The following is a 13,971-nucleotide window of genomic DNA, read 5'->3' on the forward strand; positions in this document are numbered from 1 at the left end:
GCAGGAAGCCCGAACTCCGCTTTGCTCCGTTTGGGCAAAAATATCTGCTCTACTTCGTTCCGCAGCTATATTTTATTCCGTATCATTTGCTTACTCCGGCAGTTGATTCTGTATTCTCAGTTGATTCGATCAAAGTGACGGCGTATACCCGGTTGATCTGGGCGGGGTATGTTTCTGCGATCATGCCGTCATAGTAGACCCGCACCTCGTCTCCGACCTGAAAGGTACGGCCATCGCCTTCGATTTCCGTGAGCAGCGAAACCATCAAAAGGTCGCTGCTCCGATACTCATCTTCCTCCGGCCCGACTCGTACAAGAATCGTGTGTTCTGTCACCTTGGTTACAACTCCGGAAAAATTCGGCTCTTTTTCAGCATCCTTTAAGGTCATTTGAGAGGAACAGCCGGCCAGCAGCAATAAAGACAACTGCAGAGCAATGAGTTTTGTACAAACGGAACGAAGTGAAGTTCGGGATTTCCCTGGCTTTTTATGGAACGGCAAAGGCGCAGAAAAAGGAATACGGAAGCAAATTGTAATTTTTCGGCTCATGGACACCTCTAATACGTTTTTCTGGGCAGGACCTTTCTTCGGATATAGGAAAAAGTCTGATCCTGCCCGTATTTTGCCAGCATCCTTAAAAGCTTTTCCAAAAGCCGGCTGGTTTCCGGGTGCATCAGCATCTGCCCCTTCCCTTTCAGAAAATAGTTCAGCGGCATATCAGACGTGTAGGCCTCCTTATTGTAGGTCTGCGCCGCGGCGATCCGGTCGCAGAACATCTCTACCACATAGCGAAGCGGCATCTTTGTTCCGGCCAGCTGCCCTTTGGGCGCATCGAGCTGATAGTCCGTCCAATATTCATAATGATGTTTATTTCTTCCCTTGTGGTGCATCCAGGCTACCGAACAGCCGTTTTCCCGGCGTTCCTCGTCGTTGGGGCTTCGATTCCCCTGGTAATAGACCGCGCCCCTCCAAAATTCTGTGGGAGTGTATTTGGACAAGTCGTGCAGAAGGCCTTGCCGGTAGAGTCCAACCTGAAAGCAGTATTTCATCACCAGCAGCTTGTGGCTGGTGATTGTTTTGAAATGTCCCCAGACATTCATGAAAATACCTCCTGCGGGAGATTCCCGCAATTATCTTTTTTAGCATAGCATATTTTAGGGCCGGAATCAACGGCGGAGGCAAGAAATTCTCAGGCATATCCGACAGCGGGCCTGCATAACATTTTCTGTTACAGATTTTCAAAGATAACGGAATCGTGAGAATGAAGATAAATAAAAACCGCTGCGGAAACAAGAAAAGTTAGGAGGAATCAATATGCAGGATCAAAAAATTGACGATCAATTAAATCTGGCAATGGATGTAAGCGAGGAGGAGAGGAGAAAATCTCTGGAACTGGATGTGGGGTACCAGGAGAGGACGCGCAGCTGGCAGGTGATCGTCCGTTATACCGGCGATCTCGGAGCCTACGCAAGCGACGAGATCCAGATTGTTGAACTGCTGGGCGGCTATGCGATTGTCACCCTGCCGGAAGATCAGATTGACGCCTTTGCGGCGCTCCCGGAGGTGGAATACATGGAAAAGCCGAGAAGGCTCTTTTTCTCCGTGGATCAGGGGCGCAGCGTTTCCTGTATATCGTCCGTGCAGGCAGGGCCTCAGGGACTGCTGGGAAAAGGCGTGTTGGTGGCGGTCATTGATTCCGGCGTAGATTGGCGTCATTCAGATTTTCAGACGGAGGACGGAAAAACCCGTATCGTCCGGCTTTGGGATCAGACTTTGCCGGGGAGCCCTCCGGACGGGTACTCTTTTGGCACGGAGTATACGGAGGAAGAGATCAACGAGGCATTGGCCGGACGCAGGGAGATCGCAACCAGAGACACTTCCGGGCACGGAACCGGGGTTTTGGGAATTGCGGCCGGAAACGGCCAGGCCTCCGGAGGAAGGTACCGGGGAGTCGCGCCGGAAGCAGACATCCTGGTAGTGAAGCTGGGATCGCCGGAACCGGACGGCTTTCCACGTACCACGGAGCTGATGCAGGCCGTGGACTATGCGGTGAGAGTTGCGCGCAGCCGGAATCAGCCGGTGGCGGTCAACCTGAGCTTTGGAAACACCTATGGATCCCACGAAGGAAATTCCCTGGTGGAAACCTTTCTCGACACCATGGCGAATCAGGGAAGAGTGTCCATCGCTGTGGGCACCGGAAATGAAGGTGCCGACGGCGGCCACACCTCCGGAACGGTAAGAATGGGAGAAATAAAAGAGGTGGCGCTGGCAATCGGGGAGAACGAACTGACCACCAATGTGCAGCTATGGAAATCCTATGCCGATGAATTTGACGTGCTTTTGATCACTCCCTGGGGAACCGTGCTGGGGCCGATGCGGAGGATTGACAATGTGCAGAGGTTTTCCGCGAGAAATACGGAAATCTTCGTCTATTATGGTACTCCCAGTCCCTATAGCAGCGCTCAAGAAATTTATTTTGATTTTATCCCCAAAAGCGGAGTCCTGGACAGCGGTATCTGGACATTCCGCTTGGTCCCAAGACGGATTGTGACAGGCGCCTATGATTTCTGGCTGCCGAGCGGGCAGGTGCGCAACCCGGACACCCGTTTTCTGCGGCAGACGCCGGACGCTACCTTGACGATTCCTTCGGCAGCCGCCAAGGTGATTTCCGTGGGAGCCTACGACAGCAGCAACGATTCCTATGCCGCTTTTTCCGGCCGCGGCTATACACGGCAGACGAATCGAATCAAGCCGGACCTGGTGGCGCCCGGTGTGGAGATTATGACCACGGCACCGGGTGGCGGTTATCAAGAGCAGACGGGAACCTCCTTTGCGACGCCTTTTGTGACCGGCAGCGCGGCGCTGCTGATGGAATGGGGGATTTTAAGGGGATACGATCCCTATCTTTACGGGGAAAAGCTGAAAGCTTATCTGATCAGGGGGGCAAGGCAGCTCTCCGCAGAAGCAGAATACCCCAATCCCAGAGTGGGATATGGGGCACTTTGTCTCGCGGATTCTTTCCCGGCAGAGTAGCTTATTTTGTTCCGAAAATCCGGTCTCCGGCATCTCCCAGGCCAGGGCAGATGTAGCAGGCTTCATTGAGCCCGCGGTCCAGATGACCGATATAAATCTGGATATCCGGGTGGGCCTCCTGCAAACGCTTCAGGCCCTCCGGGGCGGCGATCACGCACATAAATTTGATCTTTTTCCCGCCGTGGGCTTTGATGAAGTTGACGGCGGAGACGGCGGAACCGCCGGTGGCCAGCATGGGATCCAGCACCACGATCGTGCGCTCCTCAATGGGGCTTGGCAGTTTGCAGTAATATTCATGAGGCTCATGGGTTTCTTCATCCCGGTAGAGGCCGATATGGCCGACCTTGGCGGTGGGAGTCAGATTCAAGATTCCATTTACCATTCCCAGACCGGCCCGGAGAATCGGCACGATCGCAAGCTTCCGGCCGCTGATGATCGGAGACTGGCAGGTCTCGATGGGCGTCTGGACCTCGATGTCCTCCAATGGCAGGTCCCGCAGGGCTTCATACCCCATCAGCGTGGCAATCTCTTCAATCAGCTTCCGAAATTCATTGGTTCCGGTACCAGCGTCCCGCAGCATCGTAATTTTATGCTGAATTAAAGGATGGTTCAGAATCGTAACATTTTCGTTCATGTTTCTCCTTTCTTTCGTAGCCTTTTCCTATGGTACCGCAAGGGTATCACTACGTTCTCGCTAGGCTTTTGGGAGCCGCGCCGCAGCTTGGCGCGCTCCCGCGAAGCACAGAAATAACCTGATTTGGGCTCCGGCTTCGCTCAGTGTTCACATTATATCATGGGGAAAATGGGAATGCAATGAAAAATGGGACAGGGCTGGAATTTATTAAGGTCTTCTTAATCTTTCTTGAATATTACTCCAAGTCATTGAATCGAGATTTCCAGTGTGTTAGAATGGGAGACAAAATGAGTTTTTGGGGGTATGAGCATGAGGAAGAGCGTCCTGGAATACCTGGAGGAGAGTACCCAGCGGGATCCGGATAAAACTGCCTTCGCCGATGAAAAGAAGTCGAATTCATATCGGGAGATACAAGAGCGGGCGAGACGCGCCGGCAGCGCCTTGGCAAAGCGGATGCCGCCCCGTACGCCGGTCCCGGTGCTGATGGAAAAAGGCGTGGACACAATGGCGGCTTTTTTGGGGACCGTGTATGCCGGCTGTTTTTATGTGCTTTTGGACCGGACCCAGCCGCCGGCCCGTTTGAATACTATTTTAAAAACGCTGGATTCGCCGGTTCTCCTGACTCATCCGGAGTACGGCGATCTTGCCCGGAAATTGGAATTTTCCGGAGATATTTTATTCCTAGAGGAACTGGAACAAGAGGAGCCGGAGGAAGCGATTCTTGCGGCGGTCCGGGAACAGGCGTTGGATACGGACCCTCTCTATGGAATTTTCACCTCCGGGTCCACGGGCGTGCCGAAAGGCGTTGTGGTCGGACACCGCTCTGTGCTGGATTTTATTGACTGCTTTACGGATTTATTCGGAATTACATCGGATGACACCATTGGAAATCAGGCTCCGTTTGATTTCGATGTATCGGTGAAAGATATCTACTCCACCTTAAAGGCCGGGGCAACCATGGAGATCATTCCGAAGAAGTATTTTGCTTTCCCAGCGGAGCTCCTGGATTATATCTGCGACCGGAACGTGACCACTCTGATCTGGGCGGTGTCGGCCCTCTGCCTGATCACAACTTTAAAAGGCGGACTGGATTACCGGGTGCCTTCGCAGTTGAAACGGGTGATGTTCAGCGGGGAGGCGATGCCGGTCAGCCATCTGAACGAGTGGCGCAGGCATCTGCCGGATACCATGTTTGTCAATCTCTATGGCCCTACGGAAATTACCTGCAACTGCGCATACTATATCGTGGACCGGGAGTATGCACCTGGTGAAGCCTTGCCGATGGGGCATCCTTTTCCCAATGAAAAGGTGTTCCTGCTCGATGAAGAAAATCGCGAGGTTACCCGCACCGGCCAACTGGGAGAACTCTGTGTGGCCGGAACGGCTCTCTCCCTTGGCTACTACAATAATCCCGATGCGACGGCCAAGGCGTTTGTACAGAATCCGTTGAATCCCCGCTACCTGGAACCCATCTACCGGACCGGAGACTTGGCCTATTACAATGATGAAGGGCTTTTGGTCTTTGCGTCACGGAAAGATTTTCAGATTAAGCACATGGGACACCGGATCGAGCTGGGGGAAATTGAGGCGGCTATGAGCGCGGTGCCTGGTATTGTCCGCGTCTGCTGTACTTACGACGAGGAGCGGCAGCATATCATTGCCAACTATGTGGGAGAAGGGGAGAAGCGCCAGATCGCCAAGGCGCTGCTGCAATGGATTCCAAAGTATATGCTACCCAATGAGTATCGCAAGTGGGACGAGCTTCCAATGAATTCCAATGGGAAAATCAATTACCGGAAGCTGAAAGAAGGGCGGGAGGGCGAGAGATGACGAACCAGGATTTGCTTGCACTTGCCGATACCTATGGGACGCCTTTTTATGTGTTTGACCTGGACGCTCTCGCGGATAGAACCAGGCGCATTCAAACGTTTTTTTCCGGAACCGCTTCGATCTGTTACGCGATGAAAGCCAATCCCTTTCTTGTGGGGCCGCTAAAGCCGCAGATCGAACGGTTTGAAGTTTGTTCTCAGGGAGAATTCCATATCTGCGAGAGAATGGGAATTCCGCGTAAAAAAATTGTCTTGTCCGGTGTCAGCAAAACAGAAGAAGAATTGATGGAGGTTCTGGAAGGAGGCGGCGCGGGGATTTATACCGCGGAATCCATCCGGCATCTCATTCTTTTAGAACAGTGCGGGGAACGAAAATCCGCTGTTTTGCCGGTACTGCTGCGCGTGACCAGTGGGAATCAGTTCGGCATGGACCGGGAGACGGTGAAAGATATTGTGAAAAGGAGAAAAGAGTATCCTTTTCTTCATATCATCGGATTGCAGTATTATTCCGGAACGCAGAAAAAGAAGCCGGAAAAGGTGGCGGATGAATATCGGAACTTCCTCCGGTTCGCCGGGGAGCTTCGGGATGAACTGGGCTTTGAGGCAAAAGAGCTGGAATTTGGACCCGGTTTTCCTGTCCCGTATTTTGCCGGAGAACGGTGGCCGGAAGAAGAGGAATGGCTGAACGCTCTGAAAGCAGCCATCGAGGAAGAACCTGCTCCCGTGAAAGTCACCTTGGAGATGGGACGGTTTCTCGCCGCGGAGTGCGGGACGTATCTGACCTCTGTGGCGGATCAGAAAAGAAATGAAGGAGAGAATTACCTGATCCTGGACGGCGGGATTCACCATGTGAACTATTATGGACAGATGATGGCGATGAAGCGCCCGGAAATGGAATTTTTGCCGAGAAAGGAAGGAGGCTCGCCGGAGACTATGTGGAACCTCTGCGGATCCTTGTGCACAGTGTCGGATGTGCTGGTAAAAGAGGTGCCGCTGCCGGGGCCGGAGATTGGGGACCGGATTGCGTTTCGGAAAATCGGTGCATACTCTGTGACGGAGGGCATCTATCTGTTTTTGAGCCGCGACCTGCCGAAAGTGCTGTTTTTCAGTGAAAAAGAAGGGCCTGTGCTGGCGAGGGACTCTCTGCCGACAAACGTGTGGAACAGCCCGAATGAGTTTAATGAAAGAAAGGATAGAAAGCAATGGAAAAGTTAATGGAGATTTTGGAAGAGATTCGTCCGGAGGCGGACTTTGAAAGCTGTAAGACCCTGATCGACGACGGGGTTCTGGATTCTTTTGATGTGATGTCGATTATCAGTGAGTTGGGCGACGAGTTTGATATAGAGATCAAACCTGCCGATGTGGTTCCTGCGAATTTTAATTCGGCGGAAGCCATGTGGGAGATGGTAAAACGGCTCCAAAACAAGTAGAATTGGCCGGGATTTCGTGCAATCATGAAACCCTCCCGGCAGCGGCAAACCTACCAATACGAAAAAACCGTTAGGGGGAAACTATGTCGTTTGTATCGACAAACTTTTTAGTCTTTTTACTGATCGCAGTGACGGGATATTATTTAATCCCAAAGAAATGTCAGTGGATATGGCTTTTGCTGTTCAGCTATGTGTTTTATCTGTCGGCTGGCGTGCAGATTTTGGGCTATCTGCTGTTTGCCACGCTCGTCACCTATGGGGCCGGTGTTTGGATCGAAAAGACAGATAAAAAAAAGCTGGTGATGCTGGCAGCTGTGTTGTTGGATTTCGGAATGCTGGCGTATGTCAAGTATTTCAATTTTGCCGTAGATAACCTGAATGCCCTGCTGGGCATTCAGATTGCCGAGAGAAATCTCCTTTTACCTTTAGGCATTTCTTTTTATACTTTCCAATCCATCGGATATGTGATCGATGTTTATCGCGGGAAGTTTGCAGCGGAAAAAAATCCTTTTCGTTTTGCCCTGTTCGTTTCCTTTTTCCCGCAGCTGCTGCAAGGGCCCATCGGACGTTTTGACCGCCTGGCCGGTCAGTTGTATGCGGAGCATACCTTTTCTTTTCAGAGGATAGAACGTGGGCTGCAGCGGATGCTGTGGGGCTTTTTTAAGAAGATGATTCTGGCGGACCGTCTGGCCGTGACCGTGGAAATCTTGTTTCGGAATTATACGATGTTCTCCGGTCTTCTCAATGTGATGGCAGTCTTATGCTATTCGATCCAGCTTTATGCAGATTTCTCTGGTGGAATGGATGTCGTGATCGGAGCGGCGGAGATGTTTGGCGTCCAAATGGATGAAAATTTCAAGCGGCCCTATTTTGCCCGGTCGATCTCGGAGTTCTGGCACCGCTGGCATATCACGCTGGGAACCTGGATGAAGGATTATATTTTTTATCCCCTGTCCCTTTCCCGCGGAATGAAAAAATTCGAGAAATTTGCCAAGAAAAAGGTGGGGAAAAAAGTCGGGCGGATCCTGCCGGTCTGCATCGCCAATATCGTTATCTTTCTGGTGGTCGGCATCTGGCACGGCCCGGCCTGGAAATATATCTGCTATGGATTATTTAACGGAATCATCATTGCATTCAGCAATCTGATGGCGCCGGTCTATAAAAAAGGACTGAACGCTTTTCACATTCCGGTTCAGAGCTGGTGGTGGAAAGGATTCCAGATGCTCCGGACCTTCGTTTTGGTCAATATCAGCTGGTTTTTCGATATGGGAACCGACGTAAAAGCAGCATTTACAATGATGCGTACTACGTTTCAGAATGTGTCCCTGCAGCCGTTCCGGGATGTGACCATGCAGAACATCGGCTTCAGCGGGGAGGACTTTTTTGTCGTGCTGTTTGGCTGTCTGGTCGTGCTGACGGTCAGTATCCTTCAGGAACGTGGTGTGAAGATCCGAGAGGCGCTGTCGGAACGAAACTGGTTTTTGCGCTGGGTCGCTTACGGATTGCTTTTGCTGGCCCTGCCGCTCCTTGGAGAAACCGGCCCGATAGGAGGTTTTATTTATGCGCAATTCTAAAAAAGCCTTAGTGCTGATCGGGTTTGTGTTGGTGTTCTGCCTGGGGAATTTTTTGATGAACCTCGCTCTCGTGGAGCCTTCTTATATGGGAATTAATTACCGGGTATTGAAGGAAGAGGGACCCTTTGACATTCTGCTTTTTGGCACGTCCCATGGGCAAAGCGGGATTGTGCCGGAAAAATTGGAACAGGAAACCGGGATGAAAACAATGAATCTCTGTGTGGCGGGAGAGTATGCCAAAGACAGCTATTACATGCTGCGCCATGCGCTGAAATATCAGAAGCCCAAAGCGATTTATTACGAGCTGGACTTCACCTATTGGCTGACAAAGCCGAATTATCAGTCCAATACGCTGCTGCGGGAGATGCCGTGGTCCTGGAATACCGTCCAGTATTTTTTTGACAAAATGGGGGACCAGGATTTTCGCGCCGTGTTTTTTCCCTGGATGTACACCCGCGATGTGATCAAGAACATGCCGGTATTGAAAAATTATGTCTATTTAAAAATTCAAAAGGCGTACCGGGAGAAGAAGCCGGAGAGCCTGTATGCCAAAGGTGCATATGACAATGGTTATATCCGGGGCGGGACGGTGCCCAATGACCAGAAAGCATCCTATTCTCCGCATCAATGGAACGCAGAATATAAAAAGATGGAAAAACATATCAAAGAGATGCGGTCCTATTTAAAAAAGATGATTGACCTGTGTCGGGAAAAAGGAATTCCCTTTACCATTTTTGTGACACCGATTCCGGAGGAGACCTTCCGGAGCGACGCGGCGAATCAGAAAGCTGTGGATGAGTATTTTAAAAAGCTGGCGGGGGAATATGGGGTTCCCTATTACAATCTGAATTATCTGCGCAGGGATTTGATTTCCCTTTCCGGCAGTGAGTTTCAGGATTGGGAAGGCCATCTGGGCGGTCTGGCGCCGAAGTTCAGCACGCTTTTGGGGAAAATGATCCGGGAGCAGATGGCGGGAACCTGGCGGGAGAGTGACTATCTGGATACCGGGAAATATGACGCCTGAGTAAGGATAACAGAAAAGAGAAAACCGCAGCAGGCAGGAGTATGTGTGAAAGTGCATCCCTGCCTGCTGCGGTTTTTAGAAAATGTAAAAAAGGAGCTCCTGCCAATACAGAAACTCCTTTTGCCTGCCGGTGGTGGGACTCGAACCCACACGGATATTCTCCACACGATTTTGAGTCGCGGTCGTCTGCCAATTCCGACACACCGGCAAATCACACTTGTATATTTTAGCATTGCTTCCCAATACTGTCAATCATTTTTTTAGAAAAACTTAGGGCGGCCGGTAAAACCGCCCTAAGCATGTTTCTTAATCCGCGTAATTATCAAAATAGCCCTGGATTAAAACAATCGGAGTGCCTTTGTCGCCGGAACCGGTGGTCAGATCACAGAGACTTCCCAAAAGGTCGGTCAGGCGGCGCGGCGTGGTTCCCTGGGTCTCCATCTTTCCCTTCAGGGATTCTTTAGGCTTATGGGCAATATAGTCTGAAATCGCATTGTTCAGAGCATCGCCCGACAAATCGGCAAAATTATTGTCCGCCAGGTATTTCAGCTTGACTTCATTGGGCGTGCCCTCAAGGCCTCTGGTATAAGCGGGGGAAACGACCGGATCGGCCAGCTCCCAGATCTTTCCGACGGGATCCTTGAAAGCGCCGTCGCCGTAGACCATCACTTCTACCTGTTTTCCCGTCGCTTCCTTTAGGAGCGACTGCACCTCTGCGACGAATCCTTCACAGTCTCTGGGAAATAGTTTTACTTTTTCTTCGGTGGCTTTATTGGATCCCAAAAGACCATAATTGGGATTGAAGCCGCTGGCGCCAATGGGGGCGGTCAAAATATCATCTAATCCCAGCACCGTCTGGGCTCCTGCCGCTTTCAGCAGGCGCTTGGTGCGGACGCGGGTGTGGATATCACAGGTCAGGACATTTTTCTGGTAGTCCAAAATCGAGCGGCAGTCATTGGCTAAAACGATTTCCACCTCGGTGCCTTCCGCCTGACAGAGCTCCTTGTAGTATTGGACATAGTCGACGCCGGTAAAAGGATGGGGATTTTGACCGAATAAATCGCGGTATTTCTGCTCCGAGAGGATATCGGCCCAGGGATTGATCCCCTTTTCATCGAGCTGATCCAGATTTACCAGATGATTTCCCACCTCATCCGAGGGATAGCTCATCATCAAGGTGATTTTCTTCGCTCCGCGGGCAATTCCACGCAGGCAGATAGCAAACCGGTTCCGGCTCATGATCGGAAAAATAACTCCGAACTCACCGGTCGGAAATTTCGCTCGGATATCCGCCGCGATATCGTCAACCGTCGCATAATTGCCCTGCGCTCTGGCGACCACCGCCTCGGTAATTCCGACAACGTCTTTATCCTGTAAGGAAAAATGCTCGCTTTTCGCCGCCTCCAGCACAGACTGGGCGACGATTTCCGCCAAATGGTCACCTTCGCGGATAATAGGGGCCCTGACGCCCCGGGAAATAGTTCCTATCATTCTGGACATTTTCATTCCTCCGTTTTTCAGGAAAGCTGTTCTCTTCCTATCGTACTGAATCTTTCCGTTGATTATTATAATATAAAATGGGAAAGATGTAAAATGCTATTTGAAAAGGAGGCATCCGTTGCCACAAAAAATATTTTATGATATGATACACACAATAGGGTTTCCGTGGAACATAGTTTGGAAACCGGAAATAGAGAGGCAGAACATGGCAGAAAAGATTGTATTGGTAGACGGACACAGTATTCTGAACCGGGCGTTTTATGGCGTGCCGGAGCTGAACAATTCCCAGGGCATCCCGACGAATGCAGTGTACGGATTTTTGAATATTCTATTTAAAATTTTGGAGGATGAACAGCCGCAGTATTTAGCAGTGGCCTTTGACCGGAAAGAACCCACGTTCCGGCATCAGATGTTTGAGGAATATAAGGGCACGAGAAAGCCCATGCCGGATGCGCTTCATGCGCAGGTTCCCCTGATGAAAGAAATGCTAGCCGCCTGCGGGGTGCCGATTTTGGAGCTGCCGGGGTACGAGGCCGACGATATTTTAGGAACCATGGCAAAGCGCAGCGAAGAACAAGGGATTGCGGTGACGCTGGTTTCCGGCGACCGCGATCTGCTCCAGATTGCATCGGATCATATCCTGATCCGGATTCCCAAAACCAAAGGCGGCCAGACCGTGACGGAAAATTATTACGCGGCGGACGTGAAGGAGAAGTACGGGGTAACGCCGGAAGAATTCATCGACGTCAAGGCCTTGATGGGGGATTCCTCAGACAATATCCCCGGCGTGCCCAGTATCGGGGAAAAGACAGCGACCAATTTGATCATGACATTTCACAGCATTGAAAACACGTATGCTCATCTCTCCGAAGTAAAACCGCCGAGGGCTCAGAAAGCTTTGGCTGAGCACTATGATATGGCCCAGATGAGCAAGACCTTGGCAAAAATATGCGTGACAGCCCCGGTCGAGTTTTCCTTGGAAGACGCCAGGCTTTCCAATCTGTACACCAAAGAGGCTTATGAGATGATGAGCCGCCTGGAATTAAAGTCATTGCTGAAACGTTTTGACACCAGTTCCTGGGACCAGGAACAAAAGGAAGAAAAAGAGATCTCTTTAAGGGAAATTCAAGATTTTGCTGAGGCGGAAGAGTTTTTCAAAGAGATGAAGGCATATCGTTCTTTTAGCGTACAGACGGTAGGAGATCCCGACGGCCTGCTGGGAGTCGTGTTTGGCCTTCCGGAGGAGCAGGTGGTTTACCTGGAATGCGGCGGCTTTCTGACCGCTTCCTACCTGGCGGACCAGCTGGATCAGCTGGCGGCAGGCGCGGATCGGGTGGTGGTGCTGAACCTCAAGGAGCTGTTAAAAAAACTGCCGATTTCCGAGCAGCCTTCTTATTTTGACGCCGGCGTGGCCGCTTATCTGCTGAACCCGTTAAAGAGCAGCTATGATTATGAGGATTTGGCCAGGGATTATCAAAATCAAACCATCCCCTCCCCGTCCGAACTTTTAGGGAAAACACCTCTTTCTCAGACCGATGAAACCGTCTTTCGGACACACGTATCCTATCTGGCTGCGGTGCCGTATTCGGCTGCGCCGGTATTGGCAGAAAAATTGAAAGAAACCGGGATGGAAGAGCTATTTCTTACCGTGGAAATGCCTTTGATTTTCAGCCTGGACCGGATGGAAAAGGCCGGTGTGCGGGTGGAGAGACAGGCCTTGAAGGAATACGGCGATCAGTTGGAAGGCCAGATCCTATCGCTGGAAAAAGAAATCTATGAGATGACCGGCCGGACCTTTAACATCAATTCGCCGAAGCAGCTGGGAGAAATTTTGTTTGGCGAGATGAAGCTTCCGGGCGGAAAAAAGACGAAAACCGGCTACTCCACATCGGCGGATGTGCTGGAAAAATTAAAGCCTCATGTCCCGGTGGTAGGGAAGATTCTGGAATATCGGACCTTGACGAAGCTAAAATCCACTTATGCGGACGGCCTCGCTAATTTTATCGGTCCGGACGAGCGAATCCACGGGACCTTTAATCAGACCATCACGGCAACCGGCCGTATCAGCAGTACGGAGCCAAACTTGCAGAATATACCGATCCGGATGGAACTGGGCAGGGTCCTCCGGCGTGTTTTTGTGCCGGAGGATGGGATGATCCTGGTCGATGCCGATTATTCCCAGATTGAATTGCGCATCCTTGCGCATATGTCCGGGGATTCCCGCCTGATTGAGGCATATCGGGAAGAAATGGATATCCACCGGATCACGGCATCTCAGGTGTTCCACATTCCGCTGGACGAAGTAACGCCTCAGCAGCGGCGGAATGCTAAGGCGGTGAATTTTGGAATCGTCTACGGCATCAGTGCATTCGGGCTTAGTGAAGATCTTAGCATTACCAGGAAAGAAGCGACAGATTATATTCAAAAATACTTTGAGACCTATCCTGGGGTAAAGGTGTTCTTGGACCATATGGTCAAAGAAGGACGGGAGAAGGGGTATGTGACCACATTGTTCGGCCGGAGACGCCCGATTCCGGAGCTGAAATCCTCCAATTTCAATCAGCGGTCCTTTGGCGAGCGGGTGGCGATGAATTCCCCGATTCAGGGAACGGCGGCAGATATCATGAAGATTGCTATGATCCGGGTGGACCGCAGGCTGCGGGAAGAAGGGTTTGCTGCCCGCATCATCCTGCAGGTTCACGATGAATTGTTGGTGGAGGCGCCTGTGGAAGAAGCCGGGCGGGTCAAAGCCTTGCTGGAAGAAGAGATGAGCGGGGCCGCTTCCTTTGATGTGCCTCTTGCGGTGGAAGTAGGAACCGGGCCGAATTGGCTGGACGCAAAATAAAATTAAAGTGTGACAGGGGCGGTTTGGCCCGGTTCTTTCAGCCTCTGGAAAACGTAAGGGGCGCGACAATCACTGCTGAAATTCTTTGAGCAAAATCAGAAAGG

General features: G+C 51.2%; 11 protein-coding genes and 1 tRNA gene. 7 read left to right on the plus strand and 5 right to left on the minus strand.

What is annotated here, in order from left to right; translation table 11 throughout:
• Nucleotides 1-82 precede the first annotated feature (82 nt).
• A complete protein-coding gene (locus tag MUB23_RS11385; protein ID WP_244800614.1) occupies nt 83-388 on the minus strand; it encodes a DUF3221 domain-containing protein in 306 nt (101 codons plus the stop codon).
• A 167-nt stretch (nt 389-555) separates the two neighbouring features.
• On the minus strand, nt 556-1,098 hold the full coding sequence (locus tag MUB23_RS11390; protein WP_244800616.1) for a DUF5662 family protein: 543 nt from the start codon (nt 1,096-1,098) through the stop codon (nt 556-558).
• A 214-nt stretch (nt 1,099-1,312) separates the two neighbouring features.
• Here MUB23_RS11390 and MUB23_RS11395 point away from each other — a divergent pair, with 214 nt between their 5' ends.
• Nucleotides 1,313-3,031: a S8 family peptidase gene (locus MUB23_RS11395; RefSeq protein WP_244800618.1), complete on the plus strand. Its 1,719-nt coding sequence runs from the start codon at nt 1,313-1,315 to the stop codon at nt 3,029-3,031.
• 1 nt (nt 3,032) lies between these two features.
• On the opposite strand, the gene upp is transcribed toward MUB23_RS11395, so the two are convergent.
• Complete coding sequence (gene upp / locus MUB23_RS11400) at nt 3,033-3,665, minus strand: uracil phosphoribosyltransferase (RefSeq protein WP_244800620.1); 633 nt, start codon at nt 3,663-3,665, stop codon at nt 3,033-3,035.
• Between the two features lie 309 nt (nt 3,666-3,974).
• Between upp and MUB23_RS11405 the strand changes: the two genes are divergently transcribed.
• The 5 genes from MUB23_RS11405 (at nt 3,975) to MUB23_RS11425 (ending at nt 9,522) form a co-directional block, all read left to right on the plus strand.
• A complete protein-coding gene (locus MUB23_RS11405) occupies nt 3,975-5,495 on the plus strand; it encodes an amino acid adenylation domain-containing protein (RefSeq protein ID WP_244800622.1) in 1,521 nt (506 codons plus the stop codon).
• Nucleotides 5,492-6,709 carry an alanine racemase gene (locus MUB23_RS11410; protein WP_244800623.1) on the plus strand — a complete coding sequence of 406 codons (1,218 nt, stop codon included), beginning with the start codon at nt 5,492-5,494 and terminating at the stop codon, nt 6,707-6,709. Before MUB23_RS11405 ends, MUB23_RS11410 begins: the two co-directional genes overlap by 4 nt.
• Nucleotides 6,697-6,924 carry an acyl carrier protein gene (locus MUB23_RS11415; protein WP_244800625.1) on the plus strand — a complete coding sequence of 76 codons (228 nt, stop codon included), beginning with the start codon at nt 6,697-6,699 and terminating at the stop codon, nt 6,922-6,924. Before MUB23_RS11410 ends, MUB23_RS11415 begins: the two co-directional genes overlap by 13 nt.
• 83 nt (nt 6,925-7,007) lie before the next feature.
• Complete coding sequence (locus tag MUB23_RS11420) at nt 7,008-8,498, plus strand: MBOAT family O-acyltransferase (RefSeq protein ID WP_244800627.1); 1,491 nt, start codon at nt 7,008-7,010, stop codon at nt 8,496-8,498.
• The gene (locus MUB23_RS11425; protein WP_244800629.1) at nt 8,485-9,522 is read left to right on the plus strand and encodes a hypothetical protein; all 1,038 of its coding nucleotides are present in this window, start codon (nt 8,485-8,487) and stop codon (nt 9,520-9,522) included. The genes MUB23_RS11420 and MUB23_RS11425 overlap by 14 nt, the downstream gene beginning before the upstream one ends.
• 125 nt (nt 9,523-9,647) lie before the next feature.
• On the opposite strand, the gene MUB23_RS11430 is transcribed toward MUB23_RS11425, so the two are convergent.
• Both MUB23_RS11430 and MUB23_RS11435 read right to left on the minus strand, forming a co-directional pair.
• A tRNA-Leu gene (locus MUB23_RS11430) sits at nt 9,648-9,730 on the minus strand.
• Between the two features lie 98 nt (nt 9,731-9,828).
• The gene (locus MUB23_RS11435; RefSeq protein WP_244800631.1) at nt 9,829-11,022 is read right to left on the minus strand and encodes a coenzyme F420-0:L-glutamate ligase; all 1,194 of its coding nucleotides are present in this window, start codon (nt 11,020-11,022) and stop codon (nt 9,829-9,831) included.
• A 205-nt stretch (nt 11,023-11,227) separates the two neighbouring features.
• Here MUB23_RS11435 and polA point away from each other — a divergent pair, with 205 nt between their 5' ends.
• Nucleotides 11,228-13,867 carry a DNA polymerase I gene (polA, locus tag MUB23_RS11440; RefSeq protein ID WP_244800633.1) on the plus strand — a complete coding sequence of 880 codons (2,640 nt, stop codon included), beginning with the start codon at nt 11,228-11,230 and terminating at the stop codon, nt 13,865-13,867.
• The last annotated feature ends 104 nt before the right edge of the window (nt 13,868-13,971 follow it).

This window comes from Cuneatibacter sp. NSJ-177, assembly GCF_022867805.1.
GTDB lineage: Bacteria > Bacillota > Clostridia > Lachnospirales > Lachnospiraceae > Pseudolachnospira.

Bases quoted from the DNA above. Each gene is read 5' to 3' on its own strand.
- MUB23_RS11425 (WP_244800629.1), top strand. From the start codon at position 8,485: ATGCGCAATTCTAAAAAAGCCTTAGTGCTGATCGGGTTTGTGTTGGTG.
- MUB23_RS11415 (WP_244800625.1), top strand. From the start codon at position 6,697: ATGGAAAAGTTAATGGAGATTTTGGAAGAGATTCGTCCGGAGGCGGAC.
- MUB23_RS11410 (WP_244800623.1), top strand. From the start codon at position 5,492: ATGACGAACCAGGATTTGCTTGCACTTGCCGATACCTATGGGACGCCT.
- MUB23_RS11435 (WP_244800631.1), bottom strand. From the start codon at position 11,022: ATGTCCAGAATGATAGGAACTATTTCCCGGGGCGTCAGGGCCCCTATT.
- upp (WP_244800620.1), bottom strand. From the start codon at position 3,665: ATGAACGAAAATGTTACGATTCTGAACCATCCTTTAATTCAGCATAAA.
- MUB23_RS11385 (WP_244800614.1), bottom strand. From the start codon at position 388: ATGACCTTAAAGGATGCTGAAAAAGAGCCGAATTTTTCCGGAGTTGTA.
- polA (WP_244800633.1), top strand. From the start codon at position 11,228: ATGGCAGAAAAGATTGTATTGGTAGACGGACACAGTATTCTGAACCGG.
- MUB23_RS11420 (WP_244800627.1), top strand. From the start codon at position 7,008: ATGTCGTTTGTATCGACAAACTTTTTAGTCTTTTTACTGATCGCAGTG.
- MUB23_RS11395 (WP_244800618.1), top strand. From the start codon at position 1,313: ATGCAGGATCAAAAAATTGACGATCAATTAAATCTGGCAATGGATGTA.
- MUB23_RS11390 (WP_244800616.1), bottom strand. From the start codon at position 1,098: ATGAATGTCTGGGGACATTTCAAAACAATCACCAGCCACAAGCTGCTG.
- MUB23_RS11405 (WP_244800622.1), top strand. From the start codon at position 3,975: ATGAGGAAGAGCGTCCTGGAATACCTGGAGGAGAGTACCCAGCGGGAT.